Source organism: Staphylococcus casei (assembly GCF_030294405.1).
GTDB lineage: Bacteria > Bacillota > Bacilli > Staphylococcales > Staphylococcaceae > Staphylococcus > Staphylococcus succinus.
Genome location: NZ_CP125718.1, coordinates 2,757,503 through 2,781,853, shown reverse-complemented (window position 1 = coordinate 2,781,853; position 24,351 = coordinate 2,757,503). Strand labels below are relative to the sequence as shown.

Here is a 24,351-nt window from a genome sequence, read left to right as displayed (position 1 = left end):
AAAAAAAGCACCAAACTACAAAGCGTAGTTTGGTGCTTTTTATGATGGTGAATTAAACAGTAACAACGTTAGTAGCTTGTTCGCCACGTTGTCCTTCAGTGATGTCAAATTCTACTTTTTGACCTTCTTCTAAAGATTTGTAACCTTCAGCAGCTATGCCTGAGAAATGAACGAAAAGATCGCTTCCGTTTTCTCTTTCGATGAAACCAAAACCTTTTTCTGCATTAAACCATTTTACTGTACCGTTATTCATAATAGAATACCTCCGCGTGCTTTTGCACATAATATTTGTAACAAATTCATAATTAAAAAAGAGGATATTCTAAAAAAAATACACTACAATTAAATTCACGAGCTTTTATTACGTTAGATTAACTATACACTATATATTTCGATAAGTATAGTTTTATTTATATTTACTACTTTAATGTTCAACTACCTAAATAGTATAAAACGGAGTATTACAAAAAATGTTGATCATGTTTGCTTCTACTCGCACGTGTCTGTAAAGGGATTGAATAACATTAATAAACGCAGCGAATGATTAACTTGATTTGTGGAATATAAAGTTAATCATTTAGTCATAACTGAAGAAGATTTAAGTATGCCTATAAACAAAATCATAAGATATTTATGTAATTAAGAAGTATAAACACACAGAAGATTTTTATAATGAATTTCTCCAATGAATCTCAGATTTAATAACTGTTTGAACTTTTAAATCAACAAGTGGAGTTCCATTCAGTATTTGGTCAAGACATTTTGCTACGGTTTCCCCAATCAATTTAGAAGGTTGATTGATGCTCGTAATACCTGGACTAATGATTTCAGTAACATTAAAGTCGTCAAATCCAGTCATGCCTATATCATCAGGTATAGTTAAATGATTGTCATTCAGTAGTTTGATTGTGTCCATTAACACAGTACCATTTAGTGCAAAGATTACTGTCTTACCCGTTTTAGATATTTTTGTAATTTGGCCGATATCTAAATAATGCGATTCGTCTATTTCTATGAGCTTTACGTTGAGTTGATTTAGCCTAGCGACATCGACTATGGTATTGTAGCGTTTTTCCCTAGTATTCACGCGATGGATCGGTTGGGAAACGACAATGACATTTTTATAATGTTTTTCAACTATGGATGACATGACTTTTGTAACAATTGATTCGTTATCTGTTGTGATTGATGCCCAAGGACTATCTTCTATTTCACGATCTACTAAGACCATAGGTATTTGATTATTAGCGATAAATTGGTAATTTGTAGAATTATCATTAGATGGTTGAATAATAATACCTTCCACATTTTGATCCACTAATTTTTGAAGTATTTTCTGTTCTTTTATCTCTGAATTTGCTGCTTCCACAATAATTAAATGGTAATTGGTATGTTCAAAATATTGGCTGATACCCTTAAGCAGTAATGATGAGTACATATTAGAAATATCAGCGACGACGACGCCAATTAAGTTGCTTTTTCTAGTAGTTAGAAATTGTGCTTGCTTACTCGGACGATAATTTAAAGTTCGAATTGCTTTTTTGATTTTCTCTCTCGTGTCTGCTGACATCTTTTGATGGTTGCCGTTAATGTATTGGGACACAGTTGATTTCGAAACGCCTACAAATTTTGCCACGTCAGAAATAGTTGTTTTTTTCTCCATTATACGTTCAATCCTTCCAATGGAATCTCTATTAATCATATCAAATTTTAACATTGTTGTTTGAAAAAGACTAAATGTAAGCGTTGACATTCTCGGTAAACCGGTTTACTATGATATTTAAGTTAGAAAACCGGTTTACTAAATTCAAGATAAAGGGCTGATGATATGAATAGTAATGGTTTAGTTTTTAACATGCTTGTTGCTCAAGAGAAAATAAATTCTGGATTAACACAACTTGAATTATTCGACTATATTGTCGACATGGGTTTTAACAATATTGAGCTTAGGAGAGAGTATTTTAAGGATATTGATAGCGAAATTACAGCTATTACTAAATTTTGTGAGAGAAATAAAATTACAATTTTTTATAGCGTACCAGATGCTATTTTTTTAGACAGTGGGAAATTGAATCCTGCTATTTCACAATATTTTGATGAAGCAAAAAAGCTTAAAGCGACACATATAAAAATGACGATTGGTAATTACCAAGAGAAAGCACAATTACAGAATTTAAAGCTGATTAATCAACAAGCATTTAATTTTATGGTTGAAAATGATCAAACGCAACAGTCAGGAACGATAAAAAACATTTTATCTTTTTTAAATGATACGACTGCGATAGGTCTCAATATCGGTTACACATACGATTTAGGGAATTTTCGCTATGTTGGTGAGAATGAAGTCACAGGCGCAGAAGTTTTGAAACCTTATATTAGTTATATCCATTTAAAGAATGTGTCACAAGTGCAGGACACATTAGTTGCAACATCATTAGATCAGGGCGATATCGATTGGAAACAAGTACTGTCACGTTTACCTAAAGATGTACCTGTTGCATTGGAATATCCTTCAAATCAAAAAGTAGAAATTTTAACAGATAAACAATTAATCGAGGTGTTTGGATATGGAAATTAAGAAAACAAACGTAGATGCAGAAAAATTTGCTTATAAATTTATGGAATCTATTCAGAGAAAAGTGAGTAACTCTGAAGATATCGAAAAATCAGCAAAAGAAGCATTGGCAGCGTATCTCACTGCATACTATGTGGCGTTAGATTTCAACAATCTTGAAAATTCATTTTTTTATGAAGAAAAGAAAAAAAGAAATATATCAACATATCAAAGAATATTAAGTGAGTTAAATAAATACTAGGTGGTGGGGATATGGGTGCAGCAATCACTGGCATATTATTATTAATAACGTTTGTATTATTTGTACTTTTTGTTATGCGTGGCGGGAACTTAACCTTAGGATTTTTGGTTATGGCTATATTGTGGACAATTATCGGCCTTGTGCCATTAAACGTTGCTATAAAAGAAATATATACGGAACCTGTTCTTAAATATGGGAGTACAATTGTGAATATTATATTTGGGTCATGGTTTGGACGTGTATTAGTTGATACAGGTATAGCTGGGAGTATTAGTAGACGTACACAAACAGTTGGTAATAGATATCCTGTAGTAGCGACAATACTTATAGCCTGTGTACTTGCTTTAATTTTTTCGAGTTCTTATGGTGTTGGTTCAGCTATAGCTATTGGTGTTATTATTTTTCCAATCATGTATTCAATTGGCGTACCTAAACATATAGCGGTTTTAGTGTTTACTTTGTCGATTGGTGCAGCGATGTATATAAACAATGTTTTGTTTGTGCAATTCCAAGTCTTTTTTCCAAAAATAGAATGGGGATGGAGATATCAAAAATTTGGTTTTATAGCGATGCTTGTACAAATGGCTATTACCATTATATTTATCTTATTTAATCGCAAGAAAATTCAAGATGGTAAATCTAAGTTAGTTATTTCAGAAGACGAATCCTCTGAAGTGAAAGAAGTGTCACCATGGACATACTTACTTCCGATATTACCAGTAGCTTTAAATATTACTTTAGGTTGGGACGCAATTCCCGCGTTGTTTATTTCAATATTAATTGCCTTGTTAGTTACAGGTAACATGCGCACTTATACAGGTCTAATTAAAATGATTAACAATACAGCATATAACGCAATTAGTGATATTGCAGGATTAATTATTATGCTATTTGTGTTAAATATGTTCCAAGCCTCTGCAGTTCATGCAATGGCAGACTTCAATGATGTATTTAAATCAATCATTCCCAATAATACATTATTGTTAACAATAATTATGATTTTCCTAGCGCCATTAGCATATTTTAGGGGGCCGCTATTCTTGTATGGCGCGGGTGCTGCTACTGCAAGTATTTTTGTTAGTACGGGTTTATTTGATCAGTATTTTTTATATGGCTTACTCGTTGTACCTTCCATGGTCGGTATTTCAGCTTGTATTACACAATCGTGGAATCTTTGGGCGGTTCAATACAATGAATTAGATACGAAAACGTTTCTAATTACAGGTTTACCTTGGATATGGATAGCAACGGCAATTAACTTGTTCTTAGCGTACTTTATATTATGAGGAGAGATGACACATGAGCAAATTTATTACAATTGGTGAACCCATCGCATTATTTGGTGCAGATGATATGGATAAAAGTTTAGAAGATGCTACAACATTCACGAAATATTTGGCAGGTGCAGAAGTTAACGTGGCAGTTGGTGTATCACGTCTAGGACATAGTACGCAATATATTACACGACTTGGCAATGACCCTTTCGGTAAATTTATTGCTAAAGCATTAAAAAAGAACAATATTGGAACGAATTACATTGAAAGTACAGATGATTATTGGACAGCGTACCAATTAAAGAATCGTGTGAGCAAGGGAGATCCAGATATACATTACTTTAGAAAAGGATCTGCTGCAGCACATTTTGATAAAGCAATATTAAACACCATCGATTGGAAAGATACAGAACATGTACATTTATCTGGTATCTTTCCAGCTATTTCATCGGAAGCATTATCTACGTTTAGACTGCTGATTGAACTTTTAGATCAAAATAAAATAACATCAACATTTGATCCTAATTTACGCCCTCAATTGTGGGACTCTGAAAAGCAAATGTGTGAGACTATTAATGATTTAGCCAAGCATGCAGATATTATTTTGCCAGGTATCAATGAAGGAAATGTACTGGTTGGTAGTGACGATCCTGAAGTCATTGCGGATTTTTATTTAAACCAAAGTGACAAAACAAGTACAGTTATTGTGAAACTAGGAAAAGATGGGGCGTATTTAAAAGAAAAAGGTACAAAAAGCGGTAAGAAAATAGCAGGACAGAAGGTAGAACAAGTTATTGATACCGTGGGCGCGGGGGACGGCTTTGCAGTAGGAATTATTACAGGATTGTTGGAAAAAATTAGTATAGAAGAAGCAGTACAAAGAGGAAACATCATAGGTGCGCTTGCTGTCCAATCAGCAGGTGATAATGATGGTTACCCCACTAAAAAAGACTTAGATCTTGTATTGAAGGAGCTTTAAAATGAAATTACAAGTGGCAATAGACCGGATTGCATTAGAAGAAGCAGTAGGGCTTGCGAGAGCAATTAATGGACATGTTGACATTATTGAAATTGGTACATCATTGATTAAAGATTATGGCAATGTTGCTATAGAAAGAATTAAAGAAGTTGTAACAGGTAGTCAAATACTCGTAGATAGTAAAACAATTGATGAAGGGGCATATGAATTTAATCAAGCTTTTAAATATGGCGCCGATATTGTAACTGTTATGGGTGCGGCAAGTTATGAAACGCTGTTAGCATGTTATGAAGTGACACAACAACAGGGTGGCACAATGATGATTGATTTGCTTAATTTAGATCCTACTTATATTGCAAGTATCACTGATTTCCCACAAGCAATATACTTGTTACACAGTTCAGTAGATAAACAGCAAAGTAATCAAGCAGTTAGTGAAATGATGCGTTTTAAGCAATTATATGGACATATACAGCATCTGGCAATTGCTGGAGGTGTAGATTACAATGCAACGAAAGCGTTAGCAGATCAAGGTATCGTTGAAACTGTTGTTGTAGGTTCTAAAATTACGAATTCTGAAAGTCCTATAGACACCGCTAAAAAATTTATGGAGGTACTAAAAGTATGAATACAATAGAAATCATTTTAAATGAAATTCAAGAAGTGATGCACTTAGTAGATGAACAAGAAATTGATGATGTAGCAACAGTTTTAACTAAAGACAAAAGAATATTTGTCGTGGGAGCGGGACGAAGTGGCTTTCAAGGCAAAGGCTTTGCAATGAGATTAATGCACATTGGCTATCAAAGTTATGTAGTTGGAGAGACAATCACCCCTTCAGTTCAAAAAGGTGACGTCTGGGTTGCAATATCAGGGTCAGGAACCACTGAAAGCATAGTAACACAAACAGAAAAGGTAAAGAAATTAGGGGTCCATGTTATTGCGTTAACAAGTGATGCTAACTCTAAATTGGCACAAGTTGCTGATAAATCGATTATCGTACCCGGAGCCACAAAAGTGAACACGGGAGTGGAGTCGACACAATTGCTATCTTCGTTATTTGACCAAACAGTGCATATTAGCTTGGATGTATTAAATCAAAAATTAGCCGAACGTGATAATACGTCAAATCAAAGTGCCAATGCGCAGCATACAAATGTAGAATGAAGTATTTAAATAGTGTGGAATATAGTAAAAGAAGGTGATTTAAAGTGAAATCGTTACATGTATTAGAAGAAGTGAAAGACAATCGATTTATCGCTGTTATTAGAACAAATAATAAACAAAAGTTTATTAATATTGCACGTGTGCTATTGGATAATGGACTAAAGACGATTGAGGTCACCTTAACGACGCCAAACGCCACTGAAATTATTAAAGAATTATCTCATCACTATCAAGATGCAATCGTTGGCGCTGGGACAGTCTTAGATAAAGCATCGGCACAAACATCTATAGAAGCGGGTGCAAGGTTTATAGTGAGTCCAGGGTTTGATAAAGCCTCAGCCCAATTCGCTAATACGTATGATATACCTTATATTCCAGGATGTATGACGGTAACCGAAATGATTCATGCAAGTCGATTTGGATGCAATATTATTAAACTATTTCCTGCTAATCAATTTAATTCAAAGGCAATTCAAGATTTTAAAGGTCCATTACCTCAATTGGAGTTTATCCCAACAGGTGGCATTGGTATAAATAATAGCGAGGAATGGTTGGCAGCTGGTAGTTACGCGGTAGGTATAGGAAGTGAAATCACTAAGATTTATGATGAAGCAGGTGCAAGCGAGCTTGAGAAGTACATAAAGAAATTAATGAGTCATAACGAAATATAATGACTTATATTTTTAACTTTTTGATGGAGTGATAGATATTGCGTGCTTGAATGATATTTGACGAATAGAATATGATAATAATGTTTGAATCAATAAGTGAGAATTAGAAAGAGTAAAGTCATAACAGTTAATAAACGTGCAAAGCAAATGAGATGCTGCAAATGCAAATTTCAATCATTATAATGATAGTAATAATTTAAATTAAAAAAGAGCCCATTACTAAAACAGGCTCTTTTTATATATTTTATTATCAGTATTATCTCAATGTTGCTATTTAAATTATTTAGAATCAATGTCTTTTGAAAGCTCATGTCCTTCTATGTCTACATTAGGAATGATTTTATCAAGCCATTTGGGTAGATACCAAGCGTAATCGCCCATTATTTTCATTAAACTTGGTACGATGATTAATCTAACTATAAATGCATCAAATAGTACACCGAAAGCTTGTGCAATCCCCATTCCTTTAATAGTTGCGTCCGGGGCAAAAATACATCCAGCAAACACTGCTATCATGATTAAAGCAGCAGAAGTAACAACTGGACCACTATGTTTCATGCCATCAAGTATCGCTTGTGTAGGATCTTTGGTTTTTATATATGCTTCGCGCATTCTACTCACAAGAAAGACTTGATAGTCCATCGCTAATCCGAAAAGAATGCCTATAGCTAATATGGGTAGAAAGGCTAGTATGGGTCCTTGTTTAGGGATTTGCAATAAATCAATCATGTTGCCATCTTGTAATATCCATACACAAAGTCCGAGTGTTGCTGTCAAAGTTAAGACGAATCCAAGCACAGCAACAAGAGGCACAAATAAAGAACGGAAAACAACTACCAATAATATAAAGGCAAAACTAACGATTAATAAAGCAAAGGTAGGGATAGCGTCATTAAGACGGTCAGATATATCAATGTTTACCGCCGTAGAGCCAGTTACCGAGTAGTTAGTACCATTAATGTGTAATGCTCTTACATTTTTCACTAACTGTTTAGTGGATGCATCATTTGGGCCTTTTTGAGGCGTTACAGTAATGATTGCAAAGTTGCCATCCTTATTTGGCATAGCAGGTGATACATTTGAAACATAGTCTAATTGTTTTAAGTCTTCTACATTCTCTTTTAAAGCAACGTTTTTGTTTCCTTTTACCTTAGTGACATCAGCAACGATTGTGAGCTTACCATTAAAGCCTTCTCCAAACCCTTTAGATAATAAATCGTAGGATTGTCTCTCTGAAGAATTTTCTGGTTTCATGCCATTATTGGGTAAGCCCAATTGTAAATGTAAAACTGGAAGACTAATAATAATTAAAAATACAATACTGATGATACTGAGTTTAATTGGATGGTTTGTGACAAAACAGCCCCAAAAATTAGTATCTTTGTATACTTTTTCTTTTTTAATTTTAGGATACATACGTTTACCTGCTAGCGACATAATGGCTGGTACTAATGTAATAGAAACCAATACACCTAACAATACGCTAATAGCAGCTGTAATGCCCATCACAGATAAAAATGGTATGCCTACAATCATTAAGCCACAAAGTGCAACAATGACAGTAAGACCTGCAAACACTACTGCACTTCCAGCGGTACCATTCGCTCTACCAATTGCTTCATATTTATCAAATCCAGACCTTAAAAATTCCCTGTACTTCATAAATATGAATAAGGCATAATCTATTCCTACAGCTAGGCCAATCATTCCAGCTAAAGATAAGCTTGTAGAAGCAAGATCAAAGAATTGTGTACCTATTAAAGTGATGGAAGTACTAATACCTAGGCCAATGATTGCAGTAAGAATGGGTAATCCCGCAATAATTAAAGACCCAAAAGTAATAGCGAGTATTACAAATGCGATTATAACACCAATGATTTCAGAAGCTCCTCCAATTTCAAACGAAGAAAGTGCAATATCACCACTAAGTTCTGTTTGTAACCCGTGCGCTTTGGCAGTATTTATACTTTTTTCTAGATGATGAAGCGAAGACTGAGGCACATCGTCAGCGCCTTGTTTGTATGTGATTTGACCATAAGCGACTTTACCATCATCTGATATTGTCTGTGTATCAAATGGGCTGGTAATTTTATCTACATTTTTATCTTGTTTAATTTTATCTAGAGTTTCTGTGATGATTTTTTTATTTTTTTTGGATGTTACTGTGTCCTCTTTACCAAATATCACTTGCATTTTAGCTTGATCAGGACCAGAAGGGAACTCTTTTTTTATTACATCCATTGCCTTTTCAGATGGCGTGTTTGGTATTGTCATACTTTCAGTAAAAGTTGGTTTACCAACAGCCCCTATAATTCCTAAGGTGATTAACAAAAGTAAAAACGCCGTAATTACTTTCTTTTTATTTAAAGCTGACCATTTTCCTAATAAATATAAAAACTTTGACATTATAATTTCTCCTCTTTTTTAATTCTTTATCTATTTTAGATAGTATTGAATAAAAAAAACGTACATGAGTACATGTACGTTTGGGAAATTTATTGAATATCAATTAAGCCTCGTTGTATGCCTATTTTTACAGCTTCAGCACGAGAATCTACGCCTAACTTATTGTATATAGATGTTAACCTAGACTTTATCGTCCTTTCGGTCAATCCAAGGTCAAATGCGATCGCTTTACTTTTATATCCTTTGGAGATTGCTTGAAGCACCACTAATTCTTTATCTGACAAAGCTAATGAATTTATAGCGTTTTCTTTTTGTTGTTGATCTACTTTAGCTTTTTTATATCGGTTCATTATATCACTTTGTAATAATAATTCACCTCGAACTGCTGCCTCCATAGTATGAAATAATTTTTCGGAATCAGTATCTTTGAGTAAATAACCATTCACGCCTAATTCAATACCTTCTACTAATAAATTATCTTCATTATACGTAGTAAGAATAATAATAGGAATGTCATGGTTGCTTTTAATAATCCGAATAGCATCTAAACCATTCATAATAGGCATATATAAATCTATTAATATAATATCGGGTTTTAGCTGTGCCACTTTCTCTATAGCACTTTCACCATTTTCAGCTTCTCCTATTACTTCAAATTGATCATTCAGTTCAATGAGAAGTTTTAAACCTTCTCTGACTACAAAATGATCATCAACTATTAGCACTTTGAACATTCTTTTCACCCCTATCTTTTGGAATATCAATAACGATTTTTGTCCCAATAGCATGGTCACTATGAAAAGACACGTTACCATAAAGTAATTTTACCCGTTCTTTAATTCCTAATAGACCATAGCTTCCTTCTTTATGAAGGGCTGAAGTGACATCAAATCCTTTACCATTGTCTATGATAGAAAAGTGATAATATTGGTTAGTTTCCCATAGTCTAACTATCACAGTTTTAGCTTTTGAATGTTTTATCGTATTTATTATACTTTCACGAATGATGTAAAAGCAATGTTCTTGAGTTAAGGCATTTGAAATCGAATTAATATGATATTCTAACTTAAAATCAATATCTGTAGTTGCTGAAAAATAGTCTAAAGTTGTTTGAATTCTTTGTTCGAAATCGTTATTTTCGAAATCAGTGTCTCTTAAATTATCAATAACTGATCGTGATTCGGCAAGTAATTGCTTTGCATTACTTCTCGCATTAGTTATTATGTCTCTAGCTTTTGCTATATTTGACAGCGACAGATGGCTAATAGCAGCATCTAATTGTAGGTTCACACCGACTAAACCTTGAGCTAGTGTATCATGCAGATTTCGGGCCATTCTTTGCCTTTCATTCTGTAACGTTAACTGTTCAACTTGTGCATGGGCATTTTCTAATTTTTCTAAAGTTAATTGTACGTTAATACGTTCATACACTTGAGAAAAAAACATAACCGCATAAGAAATAATCAGTATCATAATGGGTATAATGATAAAAAAGTGTTTGAATTCTTCTTTAGGTATCAGTAAAATTGCATTCAATATAAATAATAGCACTAAAAAACCTATAATATATATTTTCTTTTTCGAAACTAATCCTATGGCTTGTCCAATAAAATAAGCATATAAAGTAAAAGTGACCATATTATAATTATCATAATCTGTGTCGACAATAAAAGTAGTGCTAAAAATAAAAATACCTTGCAATATAAAATAAAGCCAGTTACTAAAATTCACAAGTTTATATGCAAACCATTGATATATTGCCAATAAAGACATCTGCAAGCATAAAATACATAATGATAAAATTGACCACTCTTCAAAGAAAAGTTGATATATGATTACGGCAATAAAATTCACAATAAGAAAGGCTATTCCTGGGACTCTAGCAGCAAGCATATTCATTCTTTGATGCTCTTGATCTTGTTTGATGTCAGTATGTTTTTGGATTTGTCTCGCCTCCTTATTTTTCATTTTCACTATATTATATACCATTAAAGTTCCTTATTAAGATAATAATTGATTTTGAAATGATTAAAAGAGGTGAAAGTGAAAAGTTGAATTGGGTCATATTGATATGAGCTCAAATATAGTATGGGAACACTGATATTATGTTGTTTTATTTCTATCATTTTCAATAGCGTTATGACTTGTATTAAAGACTTTTAACACCAAAATAATTATCTGAAGAAGTACCGAACTCATAGTGGATTGTTACTAAATACTGAAGTTGCTATCATCGAAAACGGAAAAAGAAATAGAAATGATTTGCTAGATAGCATTACAATAGGTGACAGTTATTAAATCAAGGCGTGTCTACTAGTAAAGTAGCCAAAGCAATTGGTATAAGGAGGCAAAATATATAGAAATGAAAAGATGAAAAGCTATGAGTTAATATATTGGATTATTTAAAGTATCAAATCTATGCTAGATAAAACCAAAATTGACAAATAACAAGTCCTAATATCTTTTATAATCTAAAGATTTGTAGAGTTGTTTCGTTTGAAAATAGACATTATATTTATATTATTTGCTTATGAATTACTTATAATCCAAATCACTATATCTAATAGTTAACGTATCGCATTAATATATTTATAAAAAAGACTTCAAAAAAGCAGTTTTATCAGAGATTTTTCTGATAAAACTGCTTTTTAAAAATTTATGTCTTTTTTAATTATTCTCCAGAACCAAATAAAGGATTGTTTGAAAGTCGTTTGCTGCTGATTTTTGTATCACTATTTTTTGAAGTCTCTTTCAATTCTTTGGTTAATGCCTCTCCATCTATTTTGTTGACCACATCTTTCTCATCATAAATAGAAGAATGAGCATAAATATTGTTCGGATGTTCAGACAGTTTATAAGGGGTAGCTTCACTTTCAAACAACAGTTGAGCTGGTAACGATTGAACGTCGTATTGCTCTAATGGGAGCGTGTGTGGTGCTTCTTCTTTTTCCACCCAATTCATCAAGGCAATCATACCATCTGCTAATGTAATACCTAACTCTGTGTGGAAATAGTGGCTTCCAGAAGGCGTCACATAGAAACGAAGGAAGTCCTCTGTATTTTCCTCGCCGCCCATAGTCTCACAAATTCTATGGTAGAGTTCAATTGATCCACTTGCAAATACAAGGGCGTCACCGGCACAATGGCTCATCATGAGTTTTCCACCTTTTTTCTGGAAGGCAGAGAAATCGGCTTTTTCTCCTTCAATAATATTTCTGAATTTTTCTTGGCTATAACGGAATAGTCTTTCATATTGATCTCTAGTCATGCTCTTATAATTCCATTGGGCATCTTGGATGACCCAATTGGAAACATAATTCTCAGGAATGATAAATTCAAAAGGTTCTTTAGTGCCTTCTTCTGTTTCAATATAAGAAATTAAACCTAAACCACCTTGGTTCCACGTATCAGTGCCTGGCAAAAGTCCATAAAATAATTTTTCTCCTTCTTGCGTGTGAGGACCTTTGAAAATTTCGTCCATCACTTGGGCATCTGACTCCGTAATCGGACCGTCTTCAGTTTGACGGCCGATTACGCTGTAAGCATCGAATGGCACTGGATCAACACTATCAATATAGCCGTCTTCATTGGCGAATTGTTCCATAACAGCTGCTTTAAAGGCATTTAATTTTGCTTCGGACATTGAATTATTATGCCAATTCATAACATATAAAGGCCAGCTACCTGACATTTGGAAACGCGCAAAGTTTGTAGCAGGCGCATCTACCCAAACACCGTCATAATCTTCAGGATATAGTTGAGCTTCCACCAATCCCATACGACCGCCAGTAGAAGCACCTTGATAATATGAATACTTAGGTGCTTTATCATAGACAGCTTCTGTAATAATTTTCCCAATAACTGTCATTGAATGAAGACTACGATGACTCCAATTTTTAATAAGTTCTATATCTAATTCACCAGTTGCTTCATCAAGTCCCCAAGACATCACGCGCTCGTCTTTAATACCACCGTCTGTACATGCAGTTGCAAAACCATTTCGTACAGATCCTGCAATGGTATTAGAACGTAAGCCTTCAAAAAGACGAATATCATTGACCGTCTGAAGACCTCCGCCTCCACAACCAAGGAAGCGTTCATTCCAATGAAGTGGCGCCCAAACAGATACATTGGCAACATGACCACCTGGTGTTGTTTCTTCAATCATAATATCGCAAAAATCCGGTAACTCATCTAGTAACTCAGAGTGAAATGGATATGGTGGCAAGTTTTTCAAAAGAGGATGTTCCATATTCAAGTTTTTACCATTGCGAATATCTGCCCAAATCACTTTGGCATTTGAAATACCTTTATCTTCTAAGGCCTTTTGGAGATAGTCCACCGTACAACGTTGCACAATATCCTCATGGGAGTCAGTATCTTGCTGCATTGTAATATATTGATATGGAGCAGTTTTTTCAAGTGTGAAATTTTTCATTTTTACCATTCCTTTCAAAATTTGAGTTGATATTATATCGGTAGAATATTACAATAGGTACTACAATTGTATCACCGATACTTTTATTATAATGATGAAGAAAAAGAAATACAATATGCTTACGCTCGGCCTGGACAGTTTAAGCAAAAACTCTTCGGGAGGACATATTAGGAGGAAAATGTAATGTCGGATAATCAAACGGAATTAGATAAAAGAAATATTCTTCGCTTATCAAATGAGGAATCGAATAGATTGACTCGAGAATGTATTGAGACCGCCTTTAGTCATCTATTATCTGAAAAAGCCATAGAAAAAATAACAATTAGTGAAATCGCAAAAAAGGCAGGTGTTTCACGTTCAGCGCTTTATCGAAACTATATTTCCAAAGAAGCCATTTTAGACGCTATCTCCAAGCATTTTGTAGACTATGCTGCTTATTTTATGGAACAATTAATCAACCAAAAAAACGCAGATCCTAGCTACTATCGAACAATTTTTGAAAAAATCCAAGAGGAATCACATCCCTTTACATTCGTATTGCAATCGAGAATATTAGAGAAAAATTTTATTAATATTCGACAGGTTATCTTACAACAATATGTAGATTGCGATAAGAAAATTCAACATCTTCTATTAGGATGGGCAGGTATGTTCTTGCATATTATATTTAACTGGTATATAGATGGAATGGTGGAAGATGTAGATAGCATGGCAGATTTGTGTTACTCGCTATCAGAGAGTATTTTGGGCCAGATTGAAACCATTGACCCAAATTTTTCAAAATAATACCAGATCCTAGCACAATTGATTAAATACTATGTTTTCTCAAATCATAAAGATTGTGGAAATGAACAGCTTAAAATACAGATTAAAGTTATAGAAACTGCACGTGTACCATATGATGTGAAGAGATAGCTATTCAGCTTGCATATTTATTATTAAATAACTGTGAGTTAGCGCCTTCTAGAAAAGCGAATGCGACAGTAAAGCACTATAAAGTTATTTAGAATAATTAAAAGTACAGCACTAGGGTTAGTATTTACGAGAGTGCAAAATGTGGTCGCTTTTATTATCTACCTAAAAGGAATCGTGTTTTTAGGATGTTTCAAATGGAAATGGGTCACATATTGAATTAATATAATGCATTTTAGGAGTGGGGAAAATGAAACAGTATATTGTGGATGCATTTGCGGACAAAAATTTTGAAGGCAATCCTGCGGCGGTATGTATTTTAGAAAAATGGCCAGATGACTTGCTATTATTAAATATTGCCAAAGAAAATAATCTTTCAGAAACAGCTTTTATTTCTAAAGCAGATGGTTTTAAAAAATTACGTTGGTTTACCCCTGGTGGAGAAATTGAGTTGTGTGGACATGCCACATTGGCAACCGCTTTTGTTTTATTAAATTATATTGATACAACAAAAGAAACTGTTACTTTTTCAACACTTAGTGGGGACTTAATTGTCACTAAAAAGAATGGGTTATTTGAAATGGTTTTTCCAGCGTATGATTTAAAACCAGTTGAAATTGAAAATAAGCTTACTCAAGCTATAGGAATAAAGCCTAAAGAAGTCTATTTGGGTAGAGATTTATTATGTATTTTAGAAAGTGAACAACAAGTTATTGATTTGGATCCTGATATGGATAAAGTAAAAGAACTAGAGGGTTTGCTTTTACAAGTAACAGCACAGGGTTCTGATGTAGACTGTGTTTCAAGAACTTTTGCTCCGAAATTAAACGTAGATGAAGACCCTGTATGTGGGTCAGGTCATTGCCATATCGTTCCTTACTGGGCAGAAAAGTTAAATAAAGATAGTATCATAGCCTATCAAGCTTCTTCGCGTGGAGGTAAATTATATACTACATTTGAAGATGGTAAAGTAACATTATCTGGAAATGTAGTCCTATATGCTATTAGTGATTTATACATTTAAAAGTTCACATTAGCTCACCAATTCCAGCTGTAACATTGAGCATAGGTTGAATAGGATGATATGTTTAGTCGAACAGTATATCCAGAAGTACCACCTAAAGTTATTTATGGATTAACAGAAAAAGGCAATGACCTTTTACCTATTATTGATATGATGGAAACTTTCGGAAAATATCACGGTGAACAACCTAAAAATAATAAAGAGTAACTTTAATACTTTCTATAAATAATGGTAGAACATTGTTAAATAGCACAAGTACTAATTTTAGTACTTGTGCTATTTTTATTGCCTACTTTTAAAATAAGTATATAGGGTATATCATTACGAACAAAGCAGTACACAAATCTAATTAAGTCTAAATCATGAGGATGATATAAATATGAAAATCGGTATTATCGGCGCTGGTCCAATAGGATCAACACTATCTAATAAATTTGTTGATAACGGACATACAGTGAAAATTGCAGATGTACGTAGCATAGAACATTTAAATAACAAAGCATTCAGTGGACAGGCAGTAGATGTAGAAAACGCGATAACAGATATAGACCTTTTAATTCTGTCGATTCCTACAAATATTATGCCAGACATTAATAACATCATAGCACTTGTTTCTAAAGATGTTATTGTGGTCGATACTGCTAACTATTATCCATTTCGAGATAATCAAATCGAAGCGATTGAACATGGAACTCCTGAAAGCGTCTGGGTATCACAGCAAATAGGTCGAAATGTAGTTAAAGCATTTAACAATTTACTCGCATATACGTTAGAAAATAAAGGTGCTTCTCAAGAATCTAAAAACCGTATTGCAATGGCCATCTCAGGAAATCATAGTTCAGCAAAAGAAAAAGTAGCAACTTTAATAAATGAAATAGGCTTTGATGTAGTAGACAATGGGGAATTAACAGGTTCATGGAAACACCAACCAGGCACGCCTGCGTATTGTACAGAATTAACGAAAGCGGAATTGACTCTCGCATTGGAAAAAGCTAACAGGGCCAAGGCTCCAACACTAAGAGATAACATTATAGAAAACTTTTCTCCTGACTTCACTCATGAAGATACAGTGAATTTGAACAGAAAAATTTATAATGATAAGTAATCGGCTCATAGAAAGATCAACTTAATTCAATCAATAAGGGGAATATAATGCGTTATGTTTATGTGATTAGGTTTTGTTTTTAGAAACATATGTATTCAATTAAAGTTAGAAAAATAATTTTTAATAAAGACTAAAACAAAAATGGTTTCAAAAATGTAAAAATCAAATTGCTTCTTTAAATGACGCTTTCTTTTGAACTTTACTAGGATAAGCAAAACCGAAAATAAAAGCAATTATCCCTAAGATAAAACCTAAAACAATGAATCCGTTCAACTCATTATCATTAAAAATATTGATTAGCCCTAGGTCACCTAAATTACTCCAAATCCTATTATGGCCAAAATTAAAACCAGTAAAATTTAAAAGTAAAGTAATTAAGATAATATTTATAAATACAAAAGTGCCATCTTTCAATCCGCTACCAATCCTTCTATTTAAAGCGAATCCTTTTTATTTTTAGTATGTATCATCATGAAATAGTCCGAAAGATTACAAATCAAAGTAAAAAATATGTTGTTCGTGTTCTTAAAAGCTATGAGTTCATTGCTTTGTCGTTTCTTTATCTTTTATCATTTCTGAAGGCACAGCAAAAACAAACATCAAAATAAATAAGATGATTGCTAAATGAGGAATATCCTCTAGAAAATACCATTTCAGATTCCAATCAAACATCATATTAGCCGATGCAATGGCATATTTACTAAATAACAAAACAACACAAAGTCCTGCACATAAGTCTAAAAATTTAGTCAGAAAATACATGGAATTCCTCCTTTTTATCTTTAGTTTATTGAAAATAATGCCTCTGTTAACTGGTTATTAATGCGTCGCTTACTTCATATTTTCATCTTGCAAATCATATTTCTCCGTCTTGTCATCAATAGGTGCATCTTTATAAAACAGGAGAAAATAAACCACAACACCAATCGGAATACCCAATAATGGTGTAGTAAATATACTTGATATAACGATTGAAAATACTAATCAAATTAAATCAGGCCACTCCCATTTTTTATTTAATAAAGTAGCTAATATCTGATTTATAGTCATAACTTAACTCCTCATTTTTGAAAATATAGTTTATTTAAATGCTGTCGTATTAATCTCATGCTTGTCTAAAAATTGTTCAACTTCTTGTTGTTTCTTACCGTTCACATGCGCTTTGTATTTATCATTGATTTTATGTATTGCTTTAACATTTTTTAATTTTTTCTTATCAGAATTAGAATCATCCATTGTTTCATCCACTTTATCGTTCAACTGATTTATGAATTCATTCGCAGAAGTTACATAATCATTAACTTTTAAACTTCCCTTTTTATATTGCTGCGGCAGTTTATTGCTTTCTATAAACTGTTTGAAATGGTCATCATTCTTATTTGCCAGTTTCGTCAGCTTATTTAATTTTATTTGATTTGTTTCATTTACTTCAGCTTTATTTCGAATTTTTGAAGTATTGTCATTTAGTGCATCAAATGTATTTAAATACTTTTTAATGCTTGAATCCATTTCATTTTCGCTAATATTTTCATTCTTTTTTTGACTAGAAAACACCTCTTTGGGAATTTCTGTTGCTTTCGCTTCTTGGTTAGACCCTTTGTTTTCGGGTGCTTCATGACTACAAGCAGTTAATAATAAAGCTAACGCAATAACTGATGTGTATTTTATCAATTTCATAGTTCAAACCCCTATCCACAATATAATTTTTATCGATCATATAGCATATTAATTATATATTCAATCATATATTACATGTCAATACAATCAAACATAAAATATACTATTATTATCACAATAGTATTTCAATAACATAATAATTTTGTTAAACTAAGTTTTGTGTCGAAAATTAGGAGGATGCAAATTGGAAATCTTATCCATGGAAAATATTAATAAGAAAATCAAACGGAAACAAGTCTTAAAAGATATTACGTTTTCACTTGAAGAAGGCCATATTATAGGTCTAGTTGGAGGTAATGGCGCTGGTAAAACTACGCTGATGAAAGTTATTTTAGGACTTTCTAACTATCAATCGGGTACTTTCAAAAAACATATTAGCACAAAACATAATGATATAGGTGCATTGATTGAAGCGCCTGGTTTATATCCTTTTTTAACAGGCTATGAAAACATGAAATTAATCGATGAAGACCCAGATAATAAGCATATCGATCTTATTGTTGAGCAATTAAAAATGGAAGACTTTATACATAGCAAGGCCAAAACCTATTCTTTAGGTATGAAACAAAAATTAGGCATAGCGCTCGCTTTCTTAAACCACCCTAAACTTGTCATTTTAGACGAACCGATGAATGGTCTAGATCCAAGAGCGGTTAAAGATGTGAGAGAAGCTATCATTAGCTTACGTGAACAAGGCGTGACCTTCCTTATATCTAGTCATATACTAAGTGAGCTCGTTAAAGTAACGGATTCACTCCTTATTATTGATAAGGGCGAAATCGTTAGAGAAACAACTATGGAGCAATTGCATCAAACAGGTGAAAGTGACCTAGAGAATGTACTCCTTAATATTATTGAACGTAAGGAGGAAGCGTAATAATGACAACACTTATAAAACAAGAATTATTCAAAATGTTCAAGAAAAAATCGTCTATCATTATTCCCATTCTTATTTTTATTTTAATGATTGGGTTAGCGATATTAAGTAAAAACTATCCTGATATCATGGGATCTAAAGCATTATTTAAACAAGGTTATAGTGCATTTTCATGGATTTTCTTTCTTATGATTATTCAGGCTAGTACGATTATAACGATGGAATTCCATTATGGAACAATTAAAAATTTATTATACAGAAACTATTCTAGAACAAGTATTATTATAAGTAAGATTATCTCATTAGTTATTTATTCGCTTATCATATTTGTGATTAGTATTGTGATTAGTTTAATTCTTAACTTAACGTTCTTCTCTGATGTAAATATTTTAAAACAATCTGGTGATCATCTTTCACTTTTACAAGATATGTTATTAACTGCATTAAGTAATTATGTTGGTATGTGGTTATTATTAAGTTTAACGCTACTTATCTCTTGTGTATTCAAGAGTCCAGGTGTTTCTATAGCGATAGGTATTATTTTCTATTTTGCAATTTCTATCGTTTCAGGCATCTTGTTCGCATTGATCAATCAATGGGAATGGTTAAAATGGTTACCAATTAATATGTTGAATTTGAGTTCCCAAATTACAGATAATGAAGTATTTAAGGCACTAACTAAGCTAGAATTACATGAGCTATTCATCGGTAATATCGTTTATATTATTATCTTCTTAGCTTTAGTGATCTTTGTTTTCAAAAAGAAAAACGTCTAAGTTTTATTACAATATCTAGTATAAAGTAGCATAACGCAACACTCTCTTAGTCCTATAAGAGAGTGTTTTTTAGAAAGGTTAATAACATATGAATAGAGCGAAATGAAGACTTGTTTTAAATAGCTTATTAGCAATAATCTTTTTGGGTTATATATCATATGGATTATTGATATAAAGGCACTTGGATCAGTGATTTATTCAGTCTTATTATTTGAAGTACTTATTGTCAGAGATGTTATCGCTCCTAAAAAGCATAATGAAACGGACAAAAAATAACTAAATCAAGTGGGAGGTGTTTGTATATGTCAGCTAAAATATTAGTAGTTTTTTTATTACTTTTTTATCCTATTTTGATTAAAGCAAGAAGCAAGAAACAAGAAAAAGCGGGATAGCTAATGCGCCTTGGAGGAAAACAAGTAAATCAATGAATTATTGTACTCGAAAAATGTTGTATGGAATATGAAGCAAACTGAATTAATAAAGTAGCATGCTTCATATATGTGACGTTAACATTGTCCGTTATAGTTTTAATGGTAGTTTGTATTGTTAAGAGAATTTAAATCAAGGAGGGCGTATATGTTAAATAAAAAACAAACGCTATGTCAAATGAGTTAACGATATGATAGCTATCTTTGCTACTATAGGCATCTTAATCATAATGGCTTTTCATTTTTATATGAATATAGAGCCTAATGGAAGTTCTGAATTGGGCTTGAAAGTCACAGGACCTAGTATGGTTACTTTATATATTTTGATCGCAGTGGCTATTGTAGCAGCTGTCATCTCCTTTATGTGTAAAAGACAAAGCAAGACAAGATGAAAAACGAATAGGGTATAAATAAGGAAACAATAAGTTATGCAAAGTTTAAAAGCAGACGATATTCTTAAAATGATAAGAATTTCGTCTGCTTTTTTATTAGACAGTTACTATAAATACTTCCCTCCATCTGTTTTTTTATTGCATCTTTATAACCTGTTTTGATTTTATCTTGATAACTATAAACAGCGACACCTGCTGTACCCGGTGGTAAATCACCCGTCGTTGAATATAGCTCATTTTGACTAATTTTTAGAAAGTTACTATAAATTCCTCCTAAGTTAATAAGTGTTGAATATTTTATACTTTGTTTTCACTTACTTTATAGCGTATATTGCTTTCCATTGGCTGGCCTAGGAAATCTTTAGTTATATAGCTAAATTTAGTATAGAAAACAGCACCCACAAAATATCTTTTTCTACTTTTAACTGAAGTTAAAATATTATTCTTTATTTTTTAAAATAGTTTATTAATAAGTCATCTCTTTTAATTTATCTTCCAAGAACAGTGAATATGTCAATCGTAAGTAATTAACTTTTTAATGCTAAAAGGTTAGAATTTCCATTTTAAAGTTGAAGACAATTTTAAAAAATTTTATTATAGTTACCAAAAACTTTTTAAATTTACTTTTCGATAAAAAGTAAATATTGTAGAATTACTTTTGCATAAATGAAATTATGCAAAAATTAATATGGGGGGAATACCTTTGAAAAAGAAATACGATTTTATACCTAATAGACTTAACAAATATTCTATTAGAAGATTTTCTATCGGGACAGCTTCTATTTTTGTAGGGGCCACATTAATTTTTGGTTTAGGTAATGAAGCGAAGGCAGATGAAACGGAAGGTAATACTACTGATAATAAGTTTGTTGGTCAAGAATCAACAGCAAGTCAAGGTTCAGAAAGTAATAAAACTTCAGACTTGATGAATAAATTTAATCAAGAAATACAAACTTCCCAACAAAAAAATAGCACTCAAGATAATAAAGTATCTGATACAACGACTGGTGAAAAATTAAGTACTAATCAAGAACCAATAGCAAAAACAGAAAACGCTAAAAATGAAGAAAATAGTACATCAGATGAAACACAAATTTTACAACAATCATTTGAAAATCAAAGAAATGATGAAATGAATGATGAAATGAATGATGATACAACAGAACAGTTGAAATCAGAAAAGGACATCCAAAGTAATAAAGAGTCCACAAATAAAAATGAAAAAGAAACAATTCAAAATACTGAATATACAATTGAAAAAAACAAGAACGCAGCACAGAGTAATCAAAATATAGTTTCAAATAATGAAATCAATGAAGAATCTTCACCTAATAATCAAGTAGTCGAACATTCGATAGATACGTCATTACAAGATAGAGAAAATGTATCAACAGAACAAAGCAACGATGAAACTATTACAACAGATCAAAAACAAAATAATGACTCAAGAATAGAAAAGCAACAAGGCAATATACAAAGTAGTAATTTAACAAATGAAGTAACTGAACCAAGAGCAGATGAAATGAAATTACGTTCAGTGGACAATAATATGGCGAATGAAACAACGATAAATGAAGTTTCTGGTGAATTAGTAAATGATAAAGTGAATGTGAGTAGTTTTAACTTTAATAATAAAGGTATAAAACCTAATAATAGTGGTTATACAGAATTAAACTCTACTTTTAAAGTTGAAGGAAATGTGAGAGAGGGAGATTATTTTACTTTCATATTACCACATAATTTAACTGCTGATGGTGACGTAGATTATTCTAATATGAATAATACAATGAAACTTCCTGATTTAAAAAATAATGCTGGTCAGGTTGTAGCCACAGGTAATTATAATACTACTAATAAAACAGGAACTTATACATTTACAGACTATGTAAATGGTAAATCTAATATTTCAGGACAATTTCATTTACCAGTATTTACTGATAGAAAGAACACACCCAATAGTGGTACATATCAACTAGAATTTAACATGGCTGGAGAAACTTATGATTCTTCAATTAATATTGATTATGGTAACCCAGTTCAAGGACAACCCGAAAGTTATGGTGCAAATGTTACTTCGTTTATAACAGATATTGACTTACATTCAGGTCAAAATGAATATAAACAAGCAATTTATGTAAATCCAAAAGGAAACACTTTATACAATTCAATTGTAACATTACAGGGTTATCATGAAGATCCGTCTAAAAGTAGTACTACTCTAAATTTAAATGATACTAATTTAAGGATTTATGAAGTAGTAGACACTTCAAAATTAACTGATAGTTATTACATTGACCCAAGTAATCCAAACTATATAGATATCACAAATGATATAACACCATATATAAGAGATAATGGCGATAACACTATTAGTGTCGATTTTGGTAATATAAACAAAACATACGTTGTAGTGGTTGATGGACATTATGATAATAGTGGAGAAAACGTTAAAACAAGAGTGATTGAATCTAATACAGACTACTATGGTGTTAAGAGAAGTACGTATTATTGGGATAATGAAAATATCTTGAAAAATGGTTCGGGCTCTGCTGATGGCGACGATTCAGATGCCGATGCGGACGCTGATTCAGATGCCGATGCGGACGCTGATGCAGACGCCGATGCAGACGCTGATGCCGACGCCGATGCGGACGCTGATGCCGATGCCGATGCCGATGCCGACGCCGATGCCGATGCTGATTCAGATGCCGATGCGGACGCTGATGCCGATGCCGATGCCGATGCAGACGCCGATGCCGATGCTGATGCCGATGCCGATGCCGACGCAGATGCAGATGCCGATGCAGACGCAGATGCTGATTCAGATGCAGACGCAGATGCAGATGCCGATGCAGACGCAGATGCTGATTCAGATGCAGACGCCGATGCTGATGCTGATGCAGATGCAGATGCCGATGCAGACGCCGATGCTGATGCAGATGCCGATGCGGACGCCGATGCCGATGCGGATTCAGATGCCGATGCCGATGCCGACGCTGATGCCGATGCCGACGCTGATGCCGATGCTGATGCCGATGCAGACGCTGATGCAGACGCTGATGCAGACGCCGATGCCGATGCGGATTCAGATGCCGATGCAGACGCTGATGCAGACGCTGATGCAGACGCCGATGCCGATGCCGATGCCGATGCTGATGCGGACGCTGATGCGGACGCTGATGCCGACGTAGATAATACTATGATTAATAATAGTAGTTCTAATAAGGGCGGCCATTCAAATGATGGTAACAAAAATCAAAAAGATGGTGAAAAGTTACCGGATACAGGTGAAGATGCAAACAATAACACTATATTATTTGGATCGTTATTTGCTGGGTTAGGTTCGTTGCTATTATTTGGACGTAGAAAAAAACAAACGAACCAAAAATAAAATAGTATTTGTTAAATG

At 33.1% G+C, this 24,351-nt stretch carries 24 protein-coding genes and 1 pseudogene; 15 read left to right on the top strand and 10 right to left on the bottom strand.

Annotated features, from left to right (window positions below; genetic code table 11):
- Positions 1 to 52 precede the first annotated feature (52 nt).
- Entirely contained in the window at positions 53 to 253 is a 201-nt protein-coding gene (locus QMO72_RS13390) for a cold-shock protein (RefSeq protein ID WP_046836023.1), read from the bottom strand.
- Positions 254 to 667: 414 nt separating this feature from the next.
- Positions 668 to 1,663 (bottom strand): LacI family DNA-binding transcriptional regulator, encoded by a 996-nt coding sequence (locus QMO72_RS13385; RefSeq protein ID WP_286093206.1) that lies wholly within the window; start codon positions 1,661 to 1,663, stop codon positions 668 to 670.
- Between the two features lie 165 nt (positions 1,664 to 1,828).
- On the opposite strand from QMO72_RS13385, the gene QMO72_RS13380 reads away from it, so the two are divergent.
- The 7 genes from QMO72_RS13380 to QMO72_RS13350 are packed head-to-tail and all read left to right on the top strand — an operon-like array spanning position 1,829 to position 6,907.
- Positions 1,829 to 2,578, top strand: a complete 750-nt coding sequence (locus QMO72_RS13380) for a sugar phosphate isomerase/epimerase family protein (RefSeq protein ID WP_103266175.1) — start codon at positions 1,829 to 1,831, stop codon at positions 2,576 to 2,578.
- On the top strand, positions 2,568 to 2,816 hold the full coding sequence (locus QMO72_RS13375; protein WP_046836020.1) for a hypothetical protein: 249 nt from the start codon (positions 2,568 to 2,570) through the stop codon (positions 2,814 to 2,816). Before QMO72_RS13380 ends, QMO72_RS13375 begins: the two co-directional genes overlap by 11 nt.
- 11 nt (positions 2,817 to 2,827) lie before the next feature.
- Positions 2,828 to 4,102 (top strand): gluconate:proton symporter, encoded by a 1,275-nt coding sequence (locus QMO72_RS13370; protein ID WP_103266176.1) that lies wholly within the window; start codon positions 2,828 to 2,830, stop codon positions 4,100 to 4,102.
- A gap of 13 nt (positions 4,103 to 4,115) precedes the next feature.
- The gene (locus QMO72_RS13365; RefSeq protein ID WP_103266177.1) at positions 4,116 to 5,069 is read left to right on the top strand and encodes a sugar kinase; all 954 of its coding nucleotides are present in this window, start codon (positions 4,116 to 4,118) and stop codon (positions 5,067 to 5,069) included.
- Between the two features lies 1 nt (position 5,070).
- Positions 5,071 to 5,697, top strand: a complete 627-nt coding sequence (locus QMO72_RS13360) for an orotidine 5'-phosphate decarboxylase / HUMPS family protein (protein WP_103266178.1) — start codon at positions 5,071 to 5,073, stop codon at positions 5,695 to 5,697.
- Positions 5,694 to 6,236 (top strand): 6-phospho-3-hexuloisomerase, encoded by a 543-nt coding sequence (gene hxlB, locus QMO72_RS13355; RefSeq protein ID WP_103266179.1) that lies wholly within the window; start codon positions 5,694 to 5,696, stop codon positions 6,234 to 6,236. Before QMO72_RS13360 ends, hxlB begins: the two co-directional genes overlap by 4 nt.
- 44 nt (positions 6,237 to 6,280) lie before the next feature.
- Positions 6,281 to 6,907, top strand: coding sequence for a bifunctional 4-hydroxy-2-oxoglutarate aldolase/2-dehydro-3-deoxy-phosphogluconate aldolase (locus tag QMO72_RS13350; RefSeq protein WP_103266180.1), 627 nt, complete (start codon positions 6,281 to 6,283; stop codon positions 6,905 to 6,907).
- Positions 6,908 to 7,186: 279 nt separating this feature from the next.
- Here the strand turns inward: QMO72_RS13350 and QMO72_RS13345 are convergent, their stop codons facing one another.
- The 4 genes from QMO72_RS13345 to QMO72_RS13330 all read right to left on the bottom strand — a co-directional run bounded on the left by QMO72_RS13345 (position 7,187) and on the right by QMO72_RS13330 (position 13,751).
- Complete coding sequence (locus QMO72_RS13345) at positions 7,187 to 9,313, bottom strand: MMPL family transporter (protein ID WP_103266181.1); 2,127 nt, start codon at positions 9,311 to 9,313, stop codon at positions 7,187 to 7,189.
- Positions 9,314 to 9,402: 89 nt separating this feature from the next.
- Positions 9,403 to 10,047 carry a response regulator transcription factor gene (locus tag QMO72_RS13340; RefSeq protein ID WP_103266182.1) on the bottom strand — a complete coding sequence of 215 codons (645 nt, stop codon included), beginning with the start codon at positions 10,045 to 10,047 and terminating at the stop codon, positions 9,403 to 9,405.
- Positions 10,025 to 11,302, bottom strand: a complete 1,278-nt coding sequence (locus QMO72_RS13335; RefSeq protein WP_103266183.1) for a sensor histidine kinase — start codon at positions 11,300 to 11,302, stop codon at positions 10,025 to 10,027. The genes QMO72_RS13340 and QMO72_RS13335 overlap by 23 nt, the downstream gene beginning before the upstream one ends.
- 682 nt (positions 11,303 to 11,984) lie before the next feature.
- Positions 11,985 to 13,751, bottom strand: coding sequence for a tannase/feruloyl esterase family alpha/beta hydrolase (locus QMO72_RS13330; protein ID WP_286093205.1), 1,767 nt, complete (start codon positions 13,749 to 13,751; stop codon positions 11,985 to 11,987).
- 183 nt (positions 13,752 to 13,934) lie between these two features.
- Between QMO72_RS13330 and QMO72_RS13325 the strand changes: the two genes are divergently transcribed.
- The 4 genes and pseudogenes from QMO72_RS13325 to QMO72_RS13310 all read left to right on the top strand — a co-directional run bounded on the left by QMO72_RS13325 (position 13,935) and on the right by QMO72_RS13310 (position 16,792).
- Positions 13,935 to 14,537 (top strand): TetR/AcrR family transcriptional regulator, encoded by a 603-nt coding sequence (locus QMO72_RS13325; RefSeq protein ID WP_103266185.1) that lies wholly within the window; start codon positions 13,935 to 13,937, stop codon positions 14,535 to 14,537.
- Between the two features lie 376 nt (positions 14,538 to 14,913).
- The gene (locus tag QMO72_RS13320) at positions 14,914 to 15,687 is read left to right on the top strand and encodes a PhzF family phenazine biosynthesis protein (protein WP_103266186.1); all 774 of its coding nucleotides are present in this window, start codon (positions 14,914 to 14,916) and stop codon (positions 15,685 to 15,687) included.
- 69 nt (positions 15,688 to 15,756) lie between these two features.
- Positions 15,757 to 15,894 (top strand): annotated as a pseudogene (locus QMO72_RS13315) (winged helix-turn-helix transcriptional regulator); the annotation flags it as partial.
- A gap of 172 nt (positions 15,895 to 16,066) precedes the next feature.
- Positions 16,067 to 16,792, top strand: coding sequence for an NADPH-dependent F420 reductase (locus QMO72_RS13310; RefSeq protein WP_103266188.1), 726 nt, complete (start codon positions 16,067 to 16,069; stop codon positions 16,790 to 16,792).
- A gap of 162 nt (positions 16,793 to 16,954) precedes the next feature.
- Here the strand turns inward: QMO72_RS13310 and QMO72_RS13305 are convergent, their stop codons facing one another.
- The 4 genes from QMO72_RS13305 to QMO72_RS13295 form a co-directional block, all read right to left on the bottom strand.
- The gene (locus QMO72_RS13305; RefSeq protein ID WP_286093204.1) at positions 16,955 to 17,206 is read right to left on the bottom strand and encodes a hypothetical protein; all 252 of its coding nucleotides are present in this window, start codon (positions 17,204 to 17,206) and stop codon (positions 16,955 to 16,957) included.
- A gap of 126 nt (positions 17,207 to 17,332) precedes the next feature.
- Entirely contained in the window at positions 17,333 to 17,554 is a 222-nt protein-coding gene (elxI1, locus tag QMO72_RS13300; protein WP_103266189.1) for an epilancin biosynthesis-related protein ElxI1, read from the bottom strand.
- 69 nt (positions 17,555 to 17,623) lie between these two features.
- Positions 17,624 to 17,764 (bottom strand): hypothetical protein, encoded by a 141-nt coding sequence (locus QMO72_RS14190; protein ID WP_491016612.1) that lies wholly within the window; start codon positions 17,762 to 17,764, stop codon positions 17,624 to 17,626.
- 108 nt (positions 17,765 to 17,872) lie between these two features.
- Complete coding sequence (locus QMO72_RS13295) at positions 17,873 to 18,469, bottom strand: NDxxF motif lipoprotein (protein WP_103266190.1); 597 nt, start codon at positions 18,467 to 18,469, stop codon at positions 17,873 to 17,875.
- Positions 18,470 to 18,653: 184 nt separating this feature from the next.
- Between QMO72_RS13295 and QMO72_RS13290 the strand changes: the two genes are divergently transcribed.
- The 4 genes from QMO72_RS13290 to QMO72_RS13275 all read left to right on the top strand — a co-directional run bounded on the left by QMO72_RS13290 (position 18,654) and on the right by QMO72_RS13275 (position 24,333).
- The gene (locus QMO72_RS13290; RefSeq protein WP_103266191.1) at positions 18,654 to 19,346 is read left to right on the top strand and encodes an ABC transporter ATP-binding protein; all 693 of its coding nucleotides are present in this window, start codon (positions 18,654 to 18,656) and stop codon (positions 19,344 to 19,346) included.
- 2 nt (positions 19,347 to 19,348) lie between these two features.
- Positions 19,349 to 20,122, top strand: a complete 774-nt coding sequence (locus QMO72_RS13285; protein WP_103266192.1) for a DUF2705 family protein — start codon at positions 19,349 to 19,351, stop codon at positions 20,120 to 20,122.
- A gap of 619 nt (positions 20,123 to 20,741) precedes the next feature.
- Entirely contained in the window at positions 20,742 to 20,942 is a 201-nt protein-coding gene (locus QMO72_RS13280) for a hypothetical protein (protein WP_103266193.1), read from the top strand.
- A gap of 703 nt (positions 20,943 to 21,645) precedes the next feature.
- A complete protein-coding gene (locus tag QMO72_RS13275; protein WP_286093203.1) occupies positions 21,646 to 24,333 on the top strand; it encodes a fibronectin-binding protein FnbA in 2,688 nt (895 codons plus the stop codon).
- Positions 24,334 to 24,351 lie beyond the last annotated feature (18 nt).

Excerpts from the sequence above, each read along its gene's own strand:
- QMO72_RS13310 (WP_103266188.1), top strand. The coding sequence starts at position 16,067 with ATGAAAATCGGTATTATCGGCGCTGGTCCAATAGGATCAACACTATCT.
- QMO72_RS13280 (WP_103266193.1), top strand. The coding sequence starts at position 20,742 with ATGATAGCTATCTTTGCTACTATAGGCATCTTAATCATAATGGCTTTT.
- QMO72_RS13340 (WP_103266182.1), bottom strand. The coding sequence starts at position 10,047 with ATGTTCAAAGTGCTAATAGTTGATGATCATTTTGTAGTCAGAGAAGGT.
- QMO72_RS13375 (WP_046836020.1), top strand. The coding sequence starts at position 2,568 with ATGGAAATTAAGAAAACAAACGTAGATGCAGAAAAATTTGCTTATAAA.
- QMO72_RS13295 (WP_103266190.1), bottom strand. The coding sequence starts at position 18,469 with ATGAAATTGATAAAATACACATCAGTTATTGCGTTAGCTTTATTATTA.
- QMO72_RS13345 (WP_103266181.1), bottom strand. The coding sequence starts at position 9,313 with ATGTCAAAGTTTTTATATTTATTAGGAAAATGGTCAGCTTTAAATAAA.
- QMO72_RS13370 (WP_103266176.1), top strand. The coding sequence starts at position 2,828 with ATGGGTGCAGCAATCACTGGCATATTATTATTAATAACGTTTGTATTA.
- QMO72_RS13320 (WP_103266186.1), top strand. The coding sequence starts at position 14,914 with ATGAAACAGTATATTGTGGATGCATTTGCGGACAAAAATTTTGAAGGC.
- QMO72_RS13325 (WP_103266185.1), top strand. The coding sequence starts at position 13,935 with ATGTCGGATAATCAAACGGAATTAGATAAAAGAAATATTCTTCGCTTA.
- QMO72_RS13360 (WP_103266178.1), top strand. The coding sequence starts at position 5,071 with ATGAAATTACAAGTGGCAATAGACCGGATTGCATTAGAAGAAGCAGTA.
- hxlB (WP_103266179.1), top strand. The coding sequence starts at position 5,694 with ATGAATACAATAGAAATCATTTTAAATGAAATTCAAGAAGTGATGCAC.
- elxI1 (WP_103266189.1), bottom strand. The coding sequence starts at position 17,554 with ATGTATTTTCTGACTAAATTTTTAGACTTATGTGCAGGACTTTGTGTT.
- QMO72_RS13285 (WP_103266192.1), top strand. The coding sequence starts at position 19,349 with ATGACAACACTTATAAAACAAGAATTATTCAAAATGTTCAAGAAAAAA.
- QMO72_RS13330 (WP_286093205.1), bottom strand. The coding sequence starts at position 13,751 with ATGAAAAATTTCACACTTGAAAAAACTGCTCCATATCAATATATTACA.
- QMO72_RS13385 (WP_286093206.1), bottom strand. The coding sequence starts at position 1,663 with ATGGAGAAAAAAACAACTATTTCTGACGTGGCAAAATTTGTAGGCGTT.
- QMO72_RS13365 (WP_103266177.1), top strand. The coding sequence starts at position 4,116 with ATGAGCAAATTTATTACAATTGGTGAACCCATCGCATTATTTGGTGCA.
- QMO72_RS13390 (WP_046836023.1), bottom strand. The coding sequence starts at position 253 with ATGAATAACGGTACAGTAAAATGGTTTAATGCAGAAAAAGGTTTTGGT.
- QMO72_RS13335 (WP_103266183.1), bottom strand. The coding sequence starts at position 11,302 with ATGGTATATAATATAGTGAAAATGAAAAATAAGGAGGCGAGACAAATC.
- QMO72_RS13380 (WP_103266175.1), top strand. The coding sequence starts at position 1,829 with ATGAATAGTAATGGTTTAGTTTTTAACATGCTTGTTGCTCAAGAGAAA.